Origin of the sequence: Chryseobacterium sp. StRB126, assembly GCF_000829375.1 — a bacterium.
In the GTDB taxonomy this organism is placed as follows: Bacteria; Bacteroidota; Bacteroidia; order Flavobacteriales; family Weeksellaceae; genus Chryseobacterium.
This window is the reverse complement of the sequence record NZ_AP014624.1, coordinates 3102985-3122774: the sequence shown is the minus strand read 5'-3', so window position 1 is coordinate 3122774 and position 19790 is coordinate 3102985. Positions and strand designations below refer to the sequence as shown.

17 protein-coding genes are annotated in these 19790 nt (G+C 34.7%); 10 read left to right on the top strand and 7 right to left on the bottom strand.

Annotated features, from left to right (window positions below; genetic code table 11):
- The first annotated feature begins 20 nt into the window (after nucleotides 1-20).
- Together CHSO_RS14110 and CHSO_RS14105 are read left to right on the top strand one after the other, a co-directional pair.
- Entirely contained in the window at nucleotides 21-374 is a 354-nt protein-coding gene (locus tag CHSO_RS14110; protein ID WP_045497106.1) for an MmcQ/YjbR family DNA-binding protein, read from the top strand.
- A 101-nt stretch (nucleotides 375-475) separates the two neighbouring features.
- The gene (locus CHSO_RS14105; RefSeq protein ID WP_045497103.1) at nucleotides 476-958 is read left to right on the top strand and encodes a hypothetical protein; all 483 of its coding nucleotides are present in this window, start codon (nucleotides 476-478) and stop codon (nucleotides 956-958) included.
- Nucleotides 959-1062: 104 nt separating this feature from the next.
- Here the strand turns inward: CHSO_RS14105 and CHSO_RS14100 are convergent, their stop codons facing one another.
- A complete protein-coding gene (locus CHSO_RS14100) occupies nucleotides 1063-1983 on the bottom strand; it encodes a bifunctional riboflavin kinase/FAD synthetase (RefSeq protein WP_045497101.1) in 921 nt (306 codons plus the stop codon).
- Between the two features lie 207 nt (nucleotides 1984-2190).
- Here CHSO_RS14100 and atpD point away from each other — a divergent pair, with 207 nt between their 5' ends.
- From atpD to CHSO_RS14085, 3 genes are all read left to right on the top strand, one after another.
- Nucleotides 2191-3699, top strand: coding sequence for a F0F1 ATP synthase subunit beta (gene atpD, locus CHSO_RS14095; RefSeq protein ID WP_045497098.1), 1509 nt, complete (start codon nucleotides 2191-2193; stop codon nucleotides 3697-3699).
- An 81-nt stretch (nucleotides 3700-3780) separates the two neighbouring features.
- Nucleotides 3781-4062, top strand: coding sequence for a FoF1 ATP synthase subunit delta/epsilon (locus tag CHSO_RS14090; RefSeq protein ID WP_045497091.1), 282 nt, complete (start codon nucleotides 3781-3783; stop codon nucleotides 4060-4062).
- A 90-nt stretch (nucleotides 4063-4152) separates the two neighbouring features.
- Entirely contained in the window at nucleotides 4153-4971 is an 819-nt protein-coding gene (locus CHSO_RS14085) for a hypothetical protein (RefSeq protein ID WP_045497089.1), read from the top strand.
- Nucleotides 4972-5596: 625 nt separating this feature from the next.
- Here the strand turns inward: CHSO_RS14085 and CHSO_RS14080 are convergent.
- The 5 genes from CHSO_RS14080 to CHSO_RS14060 all read right to left on the bottom strand — a co-directional run bounded on the left by CHSO_RS14080 (nucleotide 5597) and on the right by CHSO_RS14060 (nucleotide 13093).
- Entirely contained in the window at nucleotides 5597-7792 is a 2196-nt protein-coding gene (locus tag CHSO_RS14080; protein ID WP_045497086.1) for a B12-binding domain-containing radical SAM protein, read from the bottom strand.
- 1350 nt (nucleotides 7793-9142) lie between these two features.
- A complete protein-coding gene (locus CHSO_RS14075) occupies nucleotides 9143-9883 on the bottom strand; it encodes a hypothetical protein (RefSeq protein ID WP_045497083.1) in 741 nt (246 codons plus the stop codon).
- A 72-nt stretch (nucleotides 9884-9955) separates the two neighbouring features.
- The gene (locus CHSO_RS14070; RefSeq protein WP_232509074.1) at nucleotides 9956-10330 is read right to left on the bottom strand and encodes a DUF4870 domain-containing protein; all 375 of its coding nucleotides are present in this window, start codon (nucleotides 10328-10330) and stop codon (nucleotides 9956-9958) included.
- A 75-nt stretch (nucleotides 10331-10405) separates the two neighbouring features.
- Entirely contained in the window at nucleotides 10406-11143 is a 738-nt protein-coding gene (locus CHSO_RS14065) for a LytR/AlgR family response regulator transcription factor (RefSeq protein ID WP_045497077.1), read from the bottom strand.
- Between the two features lie 3 nt (nucleotides 11144-11146).
- Nucleotides 11147-13093 carry a sensor histidine kinase gene (locus tag CHSO_RS14060; RefSeq protein ID WP_232509073.1) on the bottom strand — a complete coding sequence of 649 codons (1947 nt, stop codon included), beginning with the start codon at nucleotides 13091-13093 and terminating at the stop codon, nucleotides 11147-11149.
- 280 nt (nucleotides 13094-13373) lie between these two features.
- On the opposite strand from CHSO_RS14060, the gene CHSO_RS14055 reads away from it, so the two are divergent.
- The 5 genes from CHSO_RS14055 (at nucleotide 13374) to CHSO_RS14035 (ending at nucleotide 18685) form a co-directional block, all read left to right on the top strand.
- The gene (locus CHSO_RS14055) at nucleotides 13374-13832 is read left to right on the top strand and encodes a hypothetical protein (protein ID WP_045497072.1); all 459 of its coding nucleotides are present in this window, start codon (nucleotides 13374-13376) and stop codon (nucleotides 13830-13832) included.
- Between the two features lie 55 nt (nucleotides 13833-13887).
- Complete coding sequence (locus CHSO_RS14050; RefSeq protein WP_045497070.1) at nucleotides 13888-15441, top strand: hypothetical protein; 1554 nt, start codon at nucleotides 13888-13890, stop codon at nucleotides 15439-15441.
- Nucleotides 15410-17146: a tetratricopeptide repeat protein gene (locus CHSO_RS14045; protein ID WP_045497067.1), complete on the top strand. Its 1737-nt coding sequence runs from the start codon at nucleotides 15410-15412 to the stop codon at nucleotides 17144-17146. Before CHSO_RS14050 ends, CHSO_RS14045 begins: the two co-directional genes overlap by 32 nt.
- A gap of 163 nt (nucleotides 17147-17309) precedes the next feature.
- Nucleotides 17310-17897, top strand: coding sequence for a Crp/Fnr family transcriptional regulator (locus tag CHSO_RS14040; protein WP_045497064.1), 588 nt, complete (start codon nucleotides 17310-17312; stop codon nucleotides 17895-17897).
- Nucleotides 17898-18034: 137 nt separating this feature from the next.
- Nucleotides 18035-18685 carry an NADPH-dependent F420 reductase gene (locus CHSO_RS14035; protein WP_045497062.1) on the top strand — a complete coding sequence of 217 codons (651 nt, stop codon included), beginning with the start codon at nucleotides 18035-18037 and terminating at the stop codon, nucleotides 18683-18685.
- 161 nt (nucleotides 18686-18846) lie between these two features.
- Here CHSO_RS14035 and CHSO_RS14030 read toward each other — a convergent pair whose 3' ends face one another.
- Nucleotides 18847-19725, bottom strand: coding sequence for a DMT family transporter (locus CHSO_RS14030; RefSeq protein WP_045497061.1), 879 nt, complete (start codon nucleotides 19723-19725; stop codon nucleotides 18847-18849).
- Between the last annotated feature and the right edge of the window lie 65 nt (nucleotides 19726-19790).

The following is a 19790-nucleotide window of genomic DNA, read 5'->3' as shown; positions in this document are numbered from 1 at the left end:
CTCATTACTCATAAAAAACTATGGATGCCAACGAAATATTAGACTATTGCCTTGCTAAAAAAGCAGTTACGGAAAGTTTTCCTTTTGACAATGAAACCCTTGTATTAAAGGTAGATACCAAAATGTTTCTCCTGATGGGGCTTGAAAGACAACCTTTGTCCATCAATGTTAAAACAGATCCGGAATGGAGCGCCGAACTTCGCGAGCAATATCCTCAGATTACAGGAGCCTACCATATGAACAAAACCCATTGGAACTCAGTAGCGGTGGATGGCTTAAAAAGAGATCTGATTTTAAAATTGATAGATCATTCCTATGATCTGGTATTTAAATCGCTTACCAAAAAGGTTCAGAATACCATTAATAATTTTTAAAGGCTTTCCATTCATATTTTGAAGTAAAATATATTCAGGTACGGATTTTGTTATCAAACACCTGTGAAATATTAAACTTACAATAACCAAAATAAGAATATATGAAAAACCACCTTTTATTATTCATGACAGCAGGTGCATTAGCTTTATCAAGCTGTAATAAGCCTGAGAAAAAAGATCAGACAGTTACTCCCGAAAGTACAGAGAATGTGAAGTTAGAAAATCTTAAGATAGAATTTACGGGAACTGATCCATTTACAATTAAAAATTCAAAGCTTAAAGTAAGTTTATACGGAGTGAGCGAAGGTCTGCAGGACGCACCGGCAACATTAATTACAGAAAATGAGTTTGAAGTAAAAACAATCCCTTATACTATTGAATTGCCAATACCGGAGGATGCCGAAAGTAAGATCAATCCAAAGCCTACAAATGGAGTAAAATATTATATCGCTACCGAATGGGATTCTGATGGTAATGGAAAAGCCAATGAAAAAGGAGATATTTTTATTGATCACGATAAAGCATTTCCTAATGTGAAACTAAATAATGAGACGCAAAAAATCTACGTAAAAGTTTTAAAATAAAGAATAAAGGAGATTCTTCGACAAGTTCAGAATGACCGGAATCTCTCTTTTGAAATGGAAAACTAAAAGGCTATTCATCACTGAATAGCCCTTTGTTTTATATCTTAAAAATTAAATTCTTCTGTTAATCTCTTGTCTTCATCAAGTCGCTCAATAAGCTTTTCCAATCCTTCAAACTTGATTTCATCATGAAGGAAGTCTCTGAATCTTACAGTGATCTTTTCTTCGTAAATATCATTTTCAAAATCAAGGATATAGACTTCAACTGTTAATTTTTCTCCATTTACTGTAGGGTTTGTTCCGATGCTCAGCATTCCTTTATATTGCTGGCCTTTTACTTCTACTTCCACAATATAAGCCCCTTTTTTAGGCAAAAGTTTAATAGATTCCGTATCAATATTAGCAGTGGGGTAGCCGATTGTTCTTCCGATCTTCTTTCCGTGAACTACCGTTCCGGAAACAGGGTAAGAGTAGCCCAACATTTCATTAGCTTCTTTAATATTCCCTGTTAAAAGAGCATTACGAACCTTGGTAGAACTGATGTTATTCTCATGAATATTAATGGCTTCCATCTGTTCCACTTCAAAATTAAGCTCTTTAGAAAGTTTTTGAAGAAGTTCAAAATTTCCGCTTTTATTTTTCCCAAAAGAATGATCGTATCCTATGATAAGGTATTTTACATTGAGTTTATCAATCAGGATCTGACGTACAAATTCCTCGCCGGTAAGATTTCTGAACTCTTCATCAAATTCTTTAAGAAACAGATTATCAATGTTATATTTTTCAATACGTTGTTGCTTTTCCTCTATGGTATTCAGCAGTTTTAAATCTTCATTAGGATTAAAAACAAACCTCGGATGTGGCCAAAAAGTAAGGATAGCAGTTTCCAGATTGTTGTCTGTTCCTACTTTAATGAGCTCATCGATAATACTTTTATGTCCAAGATGTACCCCGTCAAACATACCTAAAGACAGTGCTAGAGGCTTTTGAGAGGAATAATCTTTAAAATTCTTGAAAACTTTCAAAACGGGAAAAATTTGACTGCAAATATAGATATAATGTAACAATCTATCAATATAACAATGAATCAATATTTTTTTCAGGGAAATAGGGCTGTGAGATTGATAAACTGTTGCACGGGTTAATTTGTAAAAAGCATGATAAAAATCTTTTTTTTACCAATTGCGGGTTTACGAAGAATCACTATATTTGCACCAAGAAAAAATTTAGCAATGGCAAACCAAATTAAAGGTAAAATTTCTCAAATTATTGGTCCGGTAATCGACGTTGTCTTTAATGATGTGGAAGCAATTCCAGCAATCTATGACGCGTTAGAAATTACAAAAGAAAACGGTGAAAAAGTAGTTTTAGAGGTAGAACAACATATTGGCGAAGATACAGTAAGATGTATTGCAATGGACGCTACTGATGGTCTTAAGAGAGGTCAAGATGTAATCGGGTACGGAAATCCTATTACTATGCCAATCGGAGAGGCTGTAAACGGAAGACTATTCAACGTAGTTGGTGATGCTATCGACGGACTTCAAGATATTTCTAAGGAAGGTGGTCTTCCAATTCACAGACCAGCTCCAAAATTTGATCAATTATCAACTTCAGCAGAAGTTTTATTTACAGGTATTAAAGTAATCGACTTAGTTGAGCCTTACGCAAAAGGAGGTAAAATTGGATTGTTCGGTGGTGCTGGTGTAGGTAAAACAGTATTGATCCAGGAGTTGATTAACAATATTGCAAAAGGACACGGAGGTCTTTCTGTATTCGCCGGAGTAGGTGAAAGAACGAGAGAAGGAAATGACCTTTTGAGAGAGATGTTAGAATCAGGTATTATCAAGTATGGTGATGATTTTATGCACTCTATGGAAAATGGAGGTTGGGATCTTTCTAAAGTAGACCTTGAGGTTATGAAAGATTCTAAAGCAGCATTCGTTTTCGGACAGATGAACGAGCCGCCAGGTGCAAGAGCAAGAGTAGCCCTTTCTGGTCTTACTTTAGCTGAGTACTATAGAGATGGTGGAGAAAGCGGACAAGGTAGAGACGTACTTTTCTTCGTAGATAACATCTTCCGTTTTACACAGGCTGGTTCTGAGGTATCTGCACTTCTTGGTCGTATGCCATCTGCAGTAGGTTATCAACCAACACTAGCTTCTGAAATGGGTGCGATGCAGGAAAGAATTACTTCAACTAAAAATGGTTCAATTACTTCAGTACAGGCGGTATACGTACCTGCGGATGACTTAACTGACCCGGCTCCTGCAACTACGTTTGCTCACTTGGATGCAACTACGGTACTTGACAGAAAGATTGCTTCATTAGGTATTTACCCAGCGGTAGATCCATTGGCTTCTACTTCAAGAATCCTTTCTCCGGAAGTTATCGGTCACGATCACTATAACTGTGCTCAAAGAGTAAAAGAAATTCTTCAAAGATATAAATCACTTCAGGATATCATCGCGATTCTTGGTATGGAAGAACTTTCTGAAGAAGATAAATCAGTTGTTTACCGTGCAAGAAAAGTTCAGAGATTCTTATCTCAGCCTTTCCACGTAGCAGAACAGTTTACAGGTATTCCAGGATCATTAGTAGATATCAAAGATACTATCAAAGGATTCAACATGATTATGGATGGTGAATTAGATCACTTACCAGAAGCTGCTTTCAACTTGAAAGGAACTATCGAAGAAGCGATCGAAGCTGGACAAAAAATGTTAGCTGAAAACGCTTAAATTATTAACAATTTGAGATTTGAAATTTGAGATTCGACGAGTAATTTCAAATTTCAAATATCAAATTTCAAATTTGTTTCTATGAATATAAAAATTTTAACACCAGAATACGTAGTTTTTGAAGGAGAAGTAAGCTCAGTATTATTGCCTGGAAAAAATGGTGAATTCCACATCATGAAAAACCACGCAGGAATTGTTTCTTCTTTAGTTGGTGGGAAAGTGAAACTTTTTACAAATTCTGTAAACGAAGCTTTCGCTAAAAACCTAACCAAAGAAAATGATAAAGACTCTGTTTTTTCATATTCAATCAAAAGCGGTGTTGTGGAATTTAATCATAACAAAGGAATTATCCTTTGCGAATAATTAAATGAAAAGCTAAATATATTTTCAAAAAAGTGTAACTTTGGTTACACTTTTTTTATTTTATTTCAATTCATGTAAAAATCTGATTCTATGAAGAAAAATATAATCATATTCTTTACAATTTTGGGTACTTTCCTCAACGCCCAGAATATTAAAACCAAAAGAGGAATTATCAATTTAGACGGGATCCCGGTGGCTAAAATCTCCAACAAGTCCAATGAGTACACTTTCATGGACTTAAAAGAAACACCTTTATACACCATAAAATTTATTGATAAAAGTATTGTAGACTCTGTTAGAGACAGCTATATTCAGATCAATAGAGTGTATAACAGAGATAAAACCATCGAGGTAGATTATTCTTCACCTTCAGCATTTTCCGGAGAAGAAAGATCAGCGGTTTATACTTCTGTGAAAGATTTTAAGATCATTGATAATAAAGGAATCAATGTGAAAACTTTGGATGAACTGTTTTCAAATGTTCCTAAAAGAAAACTGGATAACAAAACCAAGGATGCTTATACGATCAGAAAAAAGATCGATAAAATGAATCTTGAAGTGAATAAAGTAGGAGAGATCCTCAGCAATGGAGTTCCTGTGGGGTATTTCACCAATTTACCAGTCAGCTTTGGTTCAGATGATAAAATCATGGAAAAAAGCTTTATTGATATTGAGATCTATGATGCAAAAAGCAAATTCATTGGTAAATATATTACGACTACAAAGCAGCTGAAAACCGCTGGCGGAAAATCTTTCACTCTTTTCAAAGAAATGTCCGGAAGAGCTTCAATTTTAAAGTATCCAACCTATAAAGCTCTTGCAGAACGTATGGCCATTATGGATCCAAATTTTATTAAAGTTCAGGAAAAAGTAACTGTAGGACCTGTTACAAAAGACATTCCTAATTAAAACCTGCTAAAAGTAAATAAAACCTCAGAAAATAATTCTGAGGTTTTATTTTATCCACATCATTTTATAAGCTCCTGCTTATTTTATTTGTACATTCGTGGCATATATTTTTTGCTACGAATGCACGAATTTCTCTTTTTAGCTGTATAAAATCTTATAATTTTTATCTGCGAAATCCGTGAAATCCGTGGGAGATTTTTTCTGATCCCTATTCTGCCATTCCGAAAGAATCTAAACACTCTATGTTATCAACTAAATTCGTAAGAGTTTTATTTCCCACAGATTTCGCAAATTTACACAGATGCTTGGGGATAATTGTGTGAACATTAGTGGTATTGTTCTTATAAATAAAAACAATCGTGTTATCAGTTAAAGCCGGGCAGGATACAATTTGCGCCTTAAAAGCACTTAGATATTCCAAAAACAGCGTCCTTACGATTTCCAATTTGGTATTATTATATTAAATTGTATTGGCGAGAGTATATGAAAAATCAATAGAAATGGGCTTTAGCCTGTTTTACAATAAAAACATAAATTTCCATTGGCTTTAGCCAAAACTTATTTATCTTATAAAATGTAGCAAATTCTATTAATTTAAAAATCCCTGATAAAAATCTGAACAATTTTACAAACTCAAAATCACCCCATTTTCCTTTAGTTGCTGCATGGGTTTTGAGAACCAGAATAATTCAAAATCTTCTAAATTTTCCTCAAACTGATTCTTAAGTTGCTGAGCTGTAGTTTTTTTCTGATTATCGATAGAATGTTCATTCAAAATATCCATCAGCCATTCTGCTTTGTCCTGTTCCATTTCAACCTTAACAATATTGGTTTTTAGGTGGAATGTAAGAAGCGTATATGTACCAGAATATTTCTTTTTATTTTTTACGCGATTCTCAGCAATTACGTTTTTGGTTAAAAAAACAATTTTTGAATTTCCTTTAAATTTAAAATCTTCATCTTCCAATAAGCTGTCATGAATATAATCGGGGTGAATAGTCGTTCTTGGAATTTTAAAATCAAACCACTCCTGAAGGGGAAGGTCAAAATTAATTCCATGCATATAGTTGAACAAAGATTTTTTTAAGCCTGAACTGAATTTATCATGATTGATTCCAGTTTTGTCTGTAAAATCAATATCATTATTAGCAAATAGAATTTCCTGCTTAATTGGGGTAACTCCAAACTCTTCTGGGTTTAATCCAACAGGTGAATGGGCGGTCATTGCGAACTGATGCCAAAAGCCACTTTGTAGAATTCCCATTTCAAATAACTGACGAACCATTTCCATAGAATCAATCGTTTCCTGGATGGTTTGCGTTGGGTAGCCATACATCAGATAAGCATGGATCATAATTCCGGCTTCCGTAAAATTTCTTGTTACTTTTGCAACCTGTTCCACAGAAATTCCTTTATCAATTAATTTTAATAAACGATCACTGGCCACTTCCAATCCGCCGGAAACAGCGACACAACCTGAAAGCTTTAATAAATAACATAAATCACGGGTGAAGCTTTTTTCAAAACGAATATTGGTCCACCAGGTAACTACAAGATTTCTTCGAAGAATTTCAAGGGCAACCTCTCTCATCAAAGCAGGTGGTGCTGCTTCATCTACAAAGTGGAAACCGGTTTCACCTGTAGTTTTAATGAGTTCCTCCATTCTGTCTACCAGAATTTTGGCGGAGATAGGTTCGTAGATTTTAATGTAATCCAGAGAAATATCGCAGAATGTACATTTTCCCCAATAGCATCCGTGAGCCATGGTTAATTTATTCCATCTTCCATCGCTCCATAAACTATGCATTGGGTTGGCAATTTCAATGACTGAGATATATTGATCCAGTTTTAAATCCGTATAATCCGGAGTACCTATATCTGCCTGCTTAAAATCGTGTCTCTTTGAATTATTCTTATAAACAACTTCTTGATTTTCAAGTAAAAAAGTTCTTTTGTACTGAGATTCTCCATTTTGCCCAGGATGAAGAATATTCTCACATAGAAGTTCAAGAGGAAGCTCACCATCATCCAATGTTATAAAATCAAAAAACTCAAAGACTCTCTGATCCTTGATCTCTCTTAACTCAGTGTTAGGAAAGCCGCCACCCATTGCAATTTTAATGTTCGGGAAATTTTTCTTTATCAACTGAGCACATCTGAAAGCAGAATATAAGTTCCCTGGAAAAGGAATCGAAAAACAAACCAATTTAGGCTGTACAGATTCTATTTTTTCTTGAAGAATAGTTAAAGTAAAATCATCAATAAATGTTTGTTGGTCGGATAATTTTGAATACAGTTCATCAAACGAATTGGCACTTTTCCCCAAGCGCTCGGCGTATCGGCTGAAACCGAAATCAGAATCAATATTTTCAACAATGTAATCTGAAATATCCTCCAGATATAAAGTAACCAAATGTTTGGCTTTATCCTGTAAACCCATATTTCCGAATGCAAATTCCATATCATCCAATTGGTTGAAACGGGAAGCTTCCGGTAGAAAGTTCATACTGCAGATCTGTCTCGCCAGCGTTGGGCTTTTTCCTTGTAAAAAGGGAATTACCTGATCTATAGTTTTTAAATATTCTTCTCTTAAAGCATAAATTCTCTGAGTATTTTCAGAGGCACTCTGAAGATCAATTTCTTTACTGAAAACCTTTTGTAATCCACCTTTTGAAAATAACTCCAAAATAACATCTATTCCCAAGTCCATCTGATAACTGGAAATATTTTTAGTATTTAAAAATCCTTTAATGTAAGCTGTTGCCGGGTAAGGAGTGTTAAGTTGGGTAAAAGGCGGGGTAATAAGAAGCAGGTCTTTCAACAGAAATTTTTTGCAAAGTTATTCTAAAGTTTTTTGAGAAAAAAATTTTTTGCTCTGATTATAAACAGGTCTAAATAATGTTATCTATACCTGCTGTTTTTCTCTTAGGATTATTCTCCCGCAGATGTCACAGATTTCGCAGATAAAATGCAAGGAGATATTTTTAGACGCAAAGGTTTATGATGCATACCGTTTATGTTTTAAGGCAGCAAAGTGTGGAATCAATTTCATTGATTCTTTCTAAGCGTGCGTTATCCATACAGCTTCTTCGGCGACAAAGTCGCTCTTCTTTGCTTGCTAAAGTAAAGCATTAGAATCCTTAAAACTTTGCGTTTAAAAATGTATTTCTACTACTTCATTAAAATGGTTTCTCTCCTGTAGATCTCACAGATAAAATGCAGTGAGATATTTTTTAGACGCAAAGGTTTATGATGCATAGCGTTTATGTTTTAAGGCAGCAAAGTGTGGAATCAATTTCATTGATTCTTTCTAAGCGAACGTTTCCATACAGCTTCTTCGGCGACAAAGTCGCTCTTCTTTGCTTGCTAAATAAGACATTAGAATCCTTAAAACTTTGCGTTTAAAAATGTATTTCTAGTACTTCATTAAAATGTTTTTTTCCTGTAGATCTCACAGATAAAATGCAGTGAGATATTTTTTAGACGCAAAGGTTTATGATGCATAGCGTTTATGTTTTAAGGCAGCAAAGTGTGGAATCAATTTCATTGATTCTTTCTAAGCGAACGTTTCCATACAGCTTCTTCGGCGACAAAGTCGCTCTTCTTTGCTTCCTAAATAAGACATTGAAATCCTTAAAACTTTGCGTTTTAAAAATGTATTCCTAAGCTCTTTACAGTGTTTTATTAAAATGTATTTTCTCCCGCAGATGTCACAGATTTCGCAGATAAAATGCAGTGAGATATTTTTTATGCAAAGCTTTATGATGCATACCGTTTATGTTTTAAGGCAGCAAAGTGTGGAATCAATTTCATTGATTCTTTCTAAGCGTGCGTTATCCATACAGCTTCTTCGGCGACAAAGTCGCTCTTCTTTGCTTGCTAAAGTAAAGCATTAGAATCCTTAAAACTTTGCGTTTAAAAATGTATTTCTACTACTTCATTAAAATGGTTTCTCTCCTGTAGATCTCGCAGATAAAATGCAGTGAGATATTTTTTAGACGCAAAGGTTTTTGATGTAAACCGTTTATGTTTTAAGGCAGCAAAGTATGGAATCAATTTCATTGATTCTTTCTAAGCGTGCGTTATCCATACGGCTTCTTTGGTGACAAAGTGGTTCCTCTTTGCTTCCTAAAATAAAGGGTTATAATTATTAGAACTTTGCGTTTAAAAATTATTTAAATATAGCATCGGGTGGATTATTATTGATGAAATTGAGAAAAGAATCTTCTTCAAAATATCCGTTTTCATCTAGGATTTCAGGGTTTAAAACTTCTGCTTCATTGGATCCATCCAATATTGTTTTTTCAATATTTCGTCCTGATTTTCCTTCAATTTCATTATGGAGACTTATTAGGTATTGGGAATGTATATTTCCTTCAGCAACAGTGTAATGCCCGTTTTCTGCAATAAGAACTGAAGATATATTTCCCTCAAAATAAGTTTCATTATCATTGCCCGATGCTCCAAACAATACATCACAGGAAAGGTTTCCTGTACAGTAGAGTGAACCGTTAACAATTATATTTTTTGCCTGTATATTTCCCATAACAATAAGAACAACATAGTCTTCAACAAAAAGGTTTCCGGGAAGGTTAATGTCTTTATCAAACAGAATTACTTTGTATCCTTCACCATCCTCAGTGACTAAATCAAGAAAGGTTGAACCTTCATGTTCTGCAAGAATAATTGTAGGTATATCATCTTCATCCGGTTGCGAAGAAGCTGCTTTTACCTTTTCTGCAGTTTCCGGATCCAGCATTTCTAGGAAATCAGAAAGGTCATCTTCATCTAAAGAATGATCTCCAAACAAAGTGAAATCTAGAGCTGAAGTAACAGTAGAATAAAAATTTTCTGATTGATTTTTAAGATAGATATATAACTGATCCTTTGTGAGTTGTTGTAATTCTTTCATGAAATTTAGCAATATTGCACCTACTTATTCCTTATAGAAATAGATAGATGCAATATAGGAAGATAAGTTTTGCTATGCCAGAAAACCGAATTTATTCTCAAACATTTTTCCTACCACCGGAATGGGTTTTTTCTGTTCATTAGCAGCATTGATGATTCCGAATACCCATAAAATCAATAAGAGCAATCCTATATAATTCAGAAAAGATAATACAGGAAGAATAGGAATTGTTATTGAAAGAATAATATTCACAACAACGGTTAACAGAAAGAAGCCCAGCCCTTGTTCAAGATGATAATTGGCGAGATCATTTTTAACGGTTAAATCTTTACTTTTAATATAGGCGATAATCCAGCCAATAATGGTTACATAGCTTAAAATAGAAATAGTTTTACTGTTCATATTGAAATATTTTCCGTCAAAAGTAGAACGCTGACCTATATCCATCAACAGTTGATTGACCAATTGCCACTTTGAATTGGTATTCAGTAGGTCCTGACCGGAAATTATATTTCTGCGATTTTATTCTTCCTTCATAAGCTTGAAGAAAGCTTCTTTTTTAGCTCTGGATATCGGGATACTGACTCCGTTTTCCATTTCAATCATTCCTTCTCTGGAATAACTCACGATATAATTGGTATTGATCAGGTAAGACTGGTGTACCCGAAAGAAATCAGGAGGAAGAAGAATACTTTCGTAATTTTTAAGAGGTTTGGAAATCATGATTTTCTTTCCATCATTCAGATAGAATGTAGTATAGGAGCCGGATGTTTCACAATGCATGATCTGGTTGATCTTCACTACGTGCATAGCCTCCTGAGTAGGAAGAATAATTCTTTGTGGTGCTTTGTTCATATTGTAACTAAGTTCACTCACCTGTTTTTCTTCAAGAAAACGTTCTTTTAAGTTTGGAATTCTATCAACAGCTGTTTTAAGCTCTTCAGCATCAATAGGTTTTAACAAGTAATCCAAAGCACTGAACTTAAACGCCCTAATGGCATATTCTTCATAGGCTGTTGTAAAAATTAAGTGAAACTTTCGGTAAGAAATCTGATGCAGAACATCAAAACCGGTTCCATTTTTTAACATGATATCCATGAATACAAGATCCGGCTGAAGTCTGTCAATAAGTTTTGCCGCTTCATCAGCACTTTCGGCATAGCCAATGATTTGTACTTTATCCGGAGCCATCATCTCCAGCATAATAGACAATGCTTCCCGCAAGTGGTATTCGTCTTCTATGATTATTGCTTTATACATACTTTACAATATAGGAATATATAATGTTACCATACAACCTTGTTGCCCATCGTGATCAAGTGTCAGTTCTCTGACTTCAAGTTTTGCCTGAGAATTATCTTTAAGCATAAGGAACAGTCTTTCATCGGTAATCTTGGTGGAAAGGGAACGATGAGAATCATCTGTTTTCTGTTTTCTGGAAGCTGTAAGTCCGATTCCATTGTCTTTAATGGTACAGATAAGGAGATTTTCTTCCTGTTCTTCTTCGAAACTAATTAATAACATCCCTTTTTGGAATGCTTCCAAAGGTTTAAGTCCGTGCTCAATTGCATTTTCAATAAAGGGTTGTATCAAAAGTGGTGGAATATGAAGTTGCTCATCAACAGAGCTAGCCAATGCTATCTGATAATCAAAACTTTGATTTAAACGCAGTTGCTGAAGTTCAATATAATTTTCCAGAGTTTGTATTTCTTCTTCAAGAGTAATGGTTTCCATACGGGATTGTTCCAATACTCGGCGGCTGAGCTTAGCAAATTTTCCAAGATAGAGTACAGCAAGATCCGTATCTTTTCTAAGGATCATTCCCTGGATATTTCCTAATGCATTGAATATAAAATGAGGATCCATCTGTGATTGAAGCAATCGCCTTTCAAGAGATAGCTTTTCTGCAAGATTTTCAAGGGTTTCCTTTTCAAGCAGTTCCATTTTAAGCTCATTATTGGTCTGTTGCTGCTGAAGAAAATCTTCTCTTTTCTGATGATAGCGCTGGCGGAAATAATAAGACCGATACATAAAGACAAGCCCTATGAGTAAAACCGCGGAGATTCCGTATCCTAATAACTGATTCTTCTTCTGAAGTTTATTTTCCTGTTCCAACTGTTGAATACGCGCCATTTTCTTTTCCGACTCATATTTGGCATCAGCATTCTGAAGAATCTGTTGAGTAGATTCGTCATACTTTAATTTATTATACTTGATAAAAAATGTATCATACTCATAATAGGCTTTGTAGTCTTTTTCTTCTACAGCAATATTTTTCAGGCAGTCATAAAATGCTGCCAAAAGATAATTGTCTTTGTAGGGAAGGTTCTGCTGATAGGAGATTCCTTCTTTAAAAAGATTTTCGGCAGTTCTGTATTCTCCTTTTGATACATAATACTGTCCGCGTAATCCCATTGAGCTTCGGTATACGCTTTTTATTCCATATTGTTTTCCAATGATTAATGCTTTCTCCAAGGCCGATAAAAATGCTTGTTCATCTATGGGCTTGGGGCCGTTCATATATAAAGCAGCAAGATTGATATAAGCCACGCCGATATTACTTTTACTGTCTATTTTTGCTTCGTTTTTTTCTATAAACATGATCGTTTGATTAAAAAAAGAAACAGCCTCCTGCCATCGGTTTGTTTCTCCTGCAGCAACAAGGTCAGAAAGATAACTCCCTACAGCAAGCCTTGCATGAAGAATACTTTCAGGATTACCGGATTTTTCAGCAAATGAAAGTCCTTCATCAGCATATTTTTTTACTTTTTCAGGAGAATCGGGGGAGAAAAGATAAGAAATATCTGCTCCGAGTTTTGCTGACTGATCATAACTTTGCATCATATTGAATAAAGCATAAGCCTTGAGGAAGAACGTTAAGGCTTGTGACTTATCATCTGTATATGATTTAAGATAGCCCATCGCAGTATTGGCAAAAGCTTTTGCACGGTTACTTTTTATGGAGTTGGCAATATCATAAGATGTTTCCGCATACTTCATGAATTCCTTGAGATGAAGAAGGCGCTTATGGGTTAAAGCAAGATAGGCATTACAAATGGCTTCATCCTCTTTATTTCCATTTTTATGAGAGGCCTGAAGAGCAGCCATCTGCATTTTGAGGCTTGCAGATGAATCCGTAAACCTCTTGGAATAGCCTACACTGACTTCCCGTTCTATAGGAGAAATTTGTTGTGCTTTTATAAGACTCAATGATATCCAGTAAAATAGAAAGCAAAATAGAAGTTGGGTTATATTGTTTTTTTTCTTGATCATATTATATGGATACGTCGGGCTAATTTATAAATTGTGGAAGGACTGACAAAATAGCAATGGGTTTAAAATGCTGATTTTAAGGGAATATTTAAACCCAATAAGGCAAATTGCAGCATGTTTTTTACAGAATACCAATTCAAAATGTATAAATACCAATTGATGCTGGCGGAAGTAGCTCCGAATATTTAATCTTGCATAGAATATAAATGCAATAGCCATGAAAACTGTATATAAATTTCTGATCTGTATTCTTTTATTTCTTCCTATTAAAATGCTGTTTTCTCAGCAGACGGATGAAAAACGATTGAAAATAGAAATAACCGTAAAGGATGGGAAAAGTCAGCTTGTTTCTGTTATCAAATCTTATACAATTTCTTATAATAAAACGCTGTTAACTGCTGAGAATAAATCTAATGATGTAAAGGCATTTTATTTATCATTGGATTTTGAGAAGCAGGATATTCCACTTTTAAGAGCATTTACCCAAAATAAAAATGGATTGGATGGTCAGATTACAATAACAGATACCTATGGAAAATTGCCACCCCGAAAAATTGAATTCAAATCAGCAGTAATGGATGTAATGACTGAACAGACAACGGGGGATTATAATGGTATGTATATGAACTTAAGTAGTAATGTACTTAGTATTGATGGATTAAAAATCGAATCGTAAGCTTCACAAATGATGAAAAAAACTATTATATATTGAATGCATTAAAACTTCTGAAATGAGGTATGTACAGTTTAAAGATATCAGGCATAAATTCCCTAAAGAAAGCTGGTTATATTGGCGCAATGAAAAACAGGCCGGTGAATTTGATGAAGATTGGGTGGTTTATATCCATCATGATATGGAGGTACAAAATCTGAATCTGGATGATCCTTTTACAGCTTTTAATACGATAGACAACCATTCTGAAATCAAGAAGGAAGATTGTTTAGCTGTCTTTATTGAGGGAAGCCTTACAGCAAAAAATATTTACAATCACGAATCTGACGGGTCTACCTGTCTGTGTGTACTGGGAAACCTTGAAGCCAATACTATTATTGTAGGCGGACAAGAATTATACATTACCGGGAATTTAACTGTAAAAGAATGTTTTTGGGGAAATTATAATCATGGAGATCTTATTGTACAAGGTGAAACTAAAGCTAAAATTTTTGTGGCTACTGAAGGGTATCATTATGATTATAAAAAAGAAAGAATAACCGCAGGCTTTTTCCTTTGTGATGAAGAGGAAGAAGATTTCGATCGTATATTGCCGGCAGAACTTTTTGCTGAGGAAATATTATATACTGAAGATGAAGCAGATATAGAAAGCCTCTTTACATGGAACGACTGGATTTCCCGTTCCACAGCTATTAAAATGCTGGAAGAAAATTGCTCAATAATCAAGAAAGATATTCAACTTCTTTCAAAAGAAGAAAAAGACGCTCTTGAATTAGCATCTATTCCAACGTATTTCGAAAATAGAGGATTTGAAGATTTTCAATCCTTTCTCTCCCAGCTGGAAAATTTTCAAAAACTAATGACTGTTGTGAGACTGCATAAGGAAGGGTACCAACATTACACTTTTAAAGATTATGAAATACAATTACATCCAGATAAAGAAGATGGGCAGGCCCATGTAATGTTTACCCATTCATCGGGTTTTATCTTTTTTATTTGCATAGTAGAGGATGGAAATAATAGGGAAGCAATCTCTGCAGTGTATCGTGAAAACGAAGAAACCTCTTTTATAAATGTTTTTCAACAGGGAACTCCCTTACACTATATTAATGAGCTCAATATTCTATGGAATGATGTACTTACAAGGGCTGAGCGTGGCGCTTATTTCTATAGAAAGTTTCTGGATACGGTTAAGCCAGCTGAAGTTATTGGTTATTTGAATTTGCCAATGGTACAGGAAAAATATAATGATTATCAGGATGCAGATAAAAATAACTTCTGGTATAATGGGTATTGCTTTCTCATGCGTAGACATGGTGAAAGAGGATTGGTAGGAAGCCTTGATATCGGAAAAGAAAGACACGCTGAAATATTTGATATGAGAACATATTGTTTCCGCCCTGATCAGCTTGAAAACCCGGAGAAATGTAACTTATTTTATGCTTCAAGTCAGGAAGGACTTACCAATGACCCATATTCAGGAAACGGAAAGGTGTTTAAAGTATTTCTTTACGATTGGGAGCTGTTTAGAGAATCCATAGAATGGTATCTTACTATAGGAAAAGCTTTTACAGCAATGAATGAAGAATATCTGGAAGAAAAGAATATATAAATCTATAGATAAAACTGTGAATACATTACATCAGGAAGCCCTTGAAGCATTCCGTCAGAAAAACTATGCCGTTGCTGCTAAAAACTGGATCAAAGGACACGCTCTTCCGGAGGATAGGGAAGAACTTAAGGAAATCTATCTTTGGGCCCATTCTATAAATGAAACTTCCCCAGATGCGGATCTTTGTGCAATATTAGGGCTTATTGCACTGGATCATTATGATATTTTTACTAATGATAATGAGAAAGCGCTTCTTCAGTGTGTAGAATGGAGCAGACAGGGAATCAGCCTGAGTCCCAATCACCCTTGGTGTCATCGTCATGCAGGTTCTGCTTTCTATTGGATGAGCCAGTGGGAAGAAGCTGTTCCTTATTATGAAAAAGCAATATCTCTGATACCTTCACCCACTTTACAGGTCAGGTTATTTATGATCTCCAACAGACAGAATCCTCATCCTGATTTTCTGCTACTGGACATTAACCCTGAAACTTCTGAAGCAATGGAAGCCTATAATGCCGGCGTTGAAATTAATCGAATTCTCGCCCAATATCCTCAGATGTCTGAATTTGAAAAGGAAAGGCTTACCCAACTGAAAAGAGATTGTTACAATACTGCTTATCATCTTTATTATAAGACACTGGTGACAAGAAATGGAGATCTATACAATGATGATCCCCATACCTTTGCTATGTGCTGTAATAATCTGGCGATAGAACTTACCAACCAGAAAAAATATGACGAGGCAATCGCTGTGACTACAGAAGGAATGCAGTTCAGTTATTTTATGTACATTCTTCAAAACAGATGGAGTGCCTGCTTGGAAGCCGGATATTTTAAGGAAGCTGTGGCAGATGGAGAAAAGCTTATGGAAGATTTTATAGATGAAATGGATTCTGTAACCTATTTTAATATTGTCGACCATCTTTGCAATAGCTATATGGAATTAAAAGACTATGAGCCGACAATGGAATGGATTAATATCGGATTGGAAAGTTATTATTCCTTAGAAGCAACAGATCCTTTACTAAGTAATTCGGAAATTGTACGATGCTTTACTAATTTTTATATCTATAAAGCAAAAATTGAAGAACAGACAGGCAGAAAGCCGGATGTAGATATGGCATCAAAAGAAGCCGATCGTATTTTGGAAGAAATGCCGGATAATCCAAGTGTATTGATTAGCCGCTCCAATATTTTTTTAGAAGAAGAAAATTATGAGAAAGCTCTTGAATGCCTACAATATGCTATACATTTTGCTTCTGAACAAGATAAAGTGAGATCTGTACAGGTAGCTTTATACAATATGGGATATATTCACGTTGCAAAACTGAGGAACGAAGTTGCTGCATTTGAAAGTTTTGAACAGAGTATAGCTTTTGGAAATGAAGATTTCTGGTGTTATTATTGGGCTGTTCATTGCGGATATCACCTGCAGGAAAATGAAAAGACCTTAGAATATGCTTTGCTGGCACTTCAGGTTTTACCACAACAGGAAAGAATTACCGAAGATATTACAGCGGAAATTTATGAGCATTTAGGAACGGCTCAATTAGATTTAGGCCAATATGCAAATGCAGCAGAGAATCTGAAAATATCTCTACATTATAATCATTCTCCCATAGCTGCAGAGAATCTGAAAACAGCTGAAGCAGAGAGCGGGCGTAGCGGATCAGGCGGTTTTTTCAGAAAGATGTTTGGAAGGTAAAAAGTAACGTAACTTCAAAAGTAGAAAACAGGTTAGGGAGTTCACACAAATAGTAATAAGGATTTTATCATTATAGTTATTCAGTTTTTTTTGATATATTGTATTATCTATTTTTCAGTTTTTTTCAAGATCTGAAACCGGATAAAAACACATCTTATTTGCAATGTCAAAAGAAACGGCTTCACTTATCAGTTATTTTAAAAGTTTCATTCCTCTTTCAAAAGAAGAAATTGATGTATTGGATGAACGTATCACAGAAAGAAGGATCAGACGAAAGCAATTTATTCTGCAGGAGAATGAAATATGCCAGTATTATACATTTGTAGTGTCAGGATGTTTCAAAATGTACAGCATAGATCAAAATGGAGAAGAGCATAATCTTCAGTTTGCATCAGAAAATGACTGGATTGTAGATATAGATAGTTTTCATAATAAAAATCCCAGCAAACTATATATTATTGCTCTGGAAAACTCTATTGTACTACAGCTTGAAAAAAATGATCTCTGGTATCTGTATACTTATTATCCGAAGTTTGACAGAAATTTTAGAGTGATTATTGAACATAAATTTATAGAGCTTCAGAATAGAGTATTGCAGAATATAAGTGCGACAGGAGAAGAAAAATATGAATTTTTTCTCAGACAATATCCTCAGTTAGCCAATCGTATTTCTAATGTAGAAATAGCTTCCTATCTTGGGATAACCCCGCAATTCCTTAGCAAAATCAGACAAAGAAGAATAAAAAACTAATTCTATTTCTTATCAATATGAAACTAGTTTAAGAATTGATCTTACCAAATATCAAGATGATTTCTTAAACTAGTTTGCTGTTTTCTCATAGCTTTTCCCAGTAATTTTGATTTCAATAAATATTAAAATTAAAAGAAATGGAAACATTGAAAAAAGTAGCTGTTATTGGCTTAGGAAACATCGGAAAAGCAATTGCTAATGATCTGATAAAAAATAATCATGAAGTAATTGTTGCTTCAAGAAACAGTGAAGAGGCCAGTAATTTTGCTGAACAATCCGGAGGACTTGCCCAAAGTATGAGTATTAAAGAAGCAATTAATACCGTTGATCTTATTATCCCTGCAATATGGTTTGGTTCCTTTAAAGATTTCTTTAATGATTATGGTGATCTTTTGAAGGATAAAATCATTATAGATGTATCTAATCCTATTGCTCCTGACGGCAATGGTGGATTCAAAAAAATTATTGGGGAAAGAGAATCAGCCGGAGAACTTAACCAAGCTATTCTTCCTAAGGGTTCTAAACTGGTGAAGGCATTCGGAACTCTTGGTGCGGAAACTCTTGCAGGGGCATCCAATGGCAGTCCTGAGAAATCTGTATTATTTTATGCATCAGATGATATGGAAGTAAATCATGATGTGGAAGAAGTGATAAAGAATGCAGGATTTGATCCTTTAAGAGTAGGAGGAATTAATCAGTCGATCCGGATCGAAGTTTTTGGAGATTTACATGAATTCGGAGCATTGGGAAAAACAGTTAACCTTACAGAAGCAAAGTCAAAACTTTAAAATAAAGCAGATGAAAAAAATCATTCTGGCTCAGGCTTTTGTTATACTGCAAAAAAGACCCTAAATAGGAGATAGCAGATATATGTTTTATGATAAAATAGTAAAGCCGGACTAAGGAGTTCCGGCTTTGCTCATATTGATATACTGAAAGATTAACCTTTTTAAATAGGGCTTACTTTCTTACGATCTGAAATAACATTTAAGATAACGCCCAGAAGAATTAGTGTAATACCAATTAATAAGTTGGTTGTAAACTTTTCATTAAACATAAATACACTTACCATTACGGCAACTACAGGCTCCAATGCTCCTAAAATAGCAACCGGAGTAGAACCGATGCTTTTTATGGCATACACCAGACATAAGCTGGAAATAACCGTAGTAAGGAAAGCAAAAATAAGAAAGTTAATCAAGATGGTCATCGAAGGAATCTCAAATGACTGATGCCCTATAACTGATTTTGTCATAAAAAATAAAGATGTAAAAAGCATAGAGTAGAAGGTAAGCTTAAACCCTGAAACTTTGAGATTGGATTTGTTGACAATCACCATATACAGCGCATAAAACAATGAACTGAGCATAACAATTCCCAATCCTGCAAAATTAATTTCAAAACCGCTTCCTTTCAGGCATAAAACAATAACCCCTGCAAAAGCAAGAAATAATGAAACAATAGATAATTTAGTAAGCTTCTCTTTATAAAAGAAAAACATAATCAACGCTACAATCACCGGATAGATGAATAGAACTGTAGAAGCAATTCCCGGGGTGAGAAAATCATATCCTATAAACAGAAATTCGGAGGATAGGGCATAGCACACTCCTAAAATGGCTAATATTAAAGCTTCCTTTTTATTGATTCTGAAATTTTGTTTAGAATAAATGAGGTATGCCCCTACCATTAAGGCTGAAAAGAAGAACCTGTAAAACAATGTAATATCCATTGAAAAATGAGCCTGCTTGATGGGCAGAATAAAAATAGGAATCAATCCGTATGAAACCGCCGACAAAACACCTAATAAATAACCCCTAAGTTTCATTTGCTTTTTATAGTTTATAGTTTTTAAAACAAAAAACCACTGAATCAATCAGTGGTTTTTTTTAT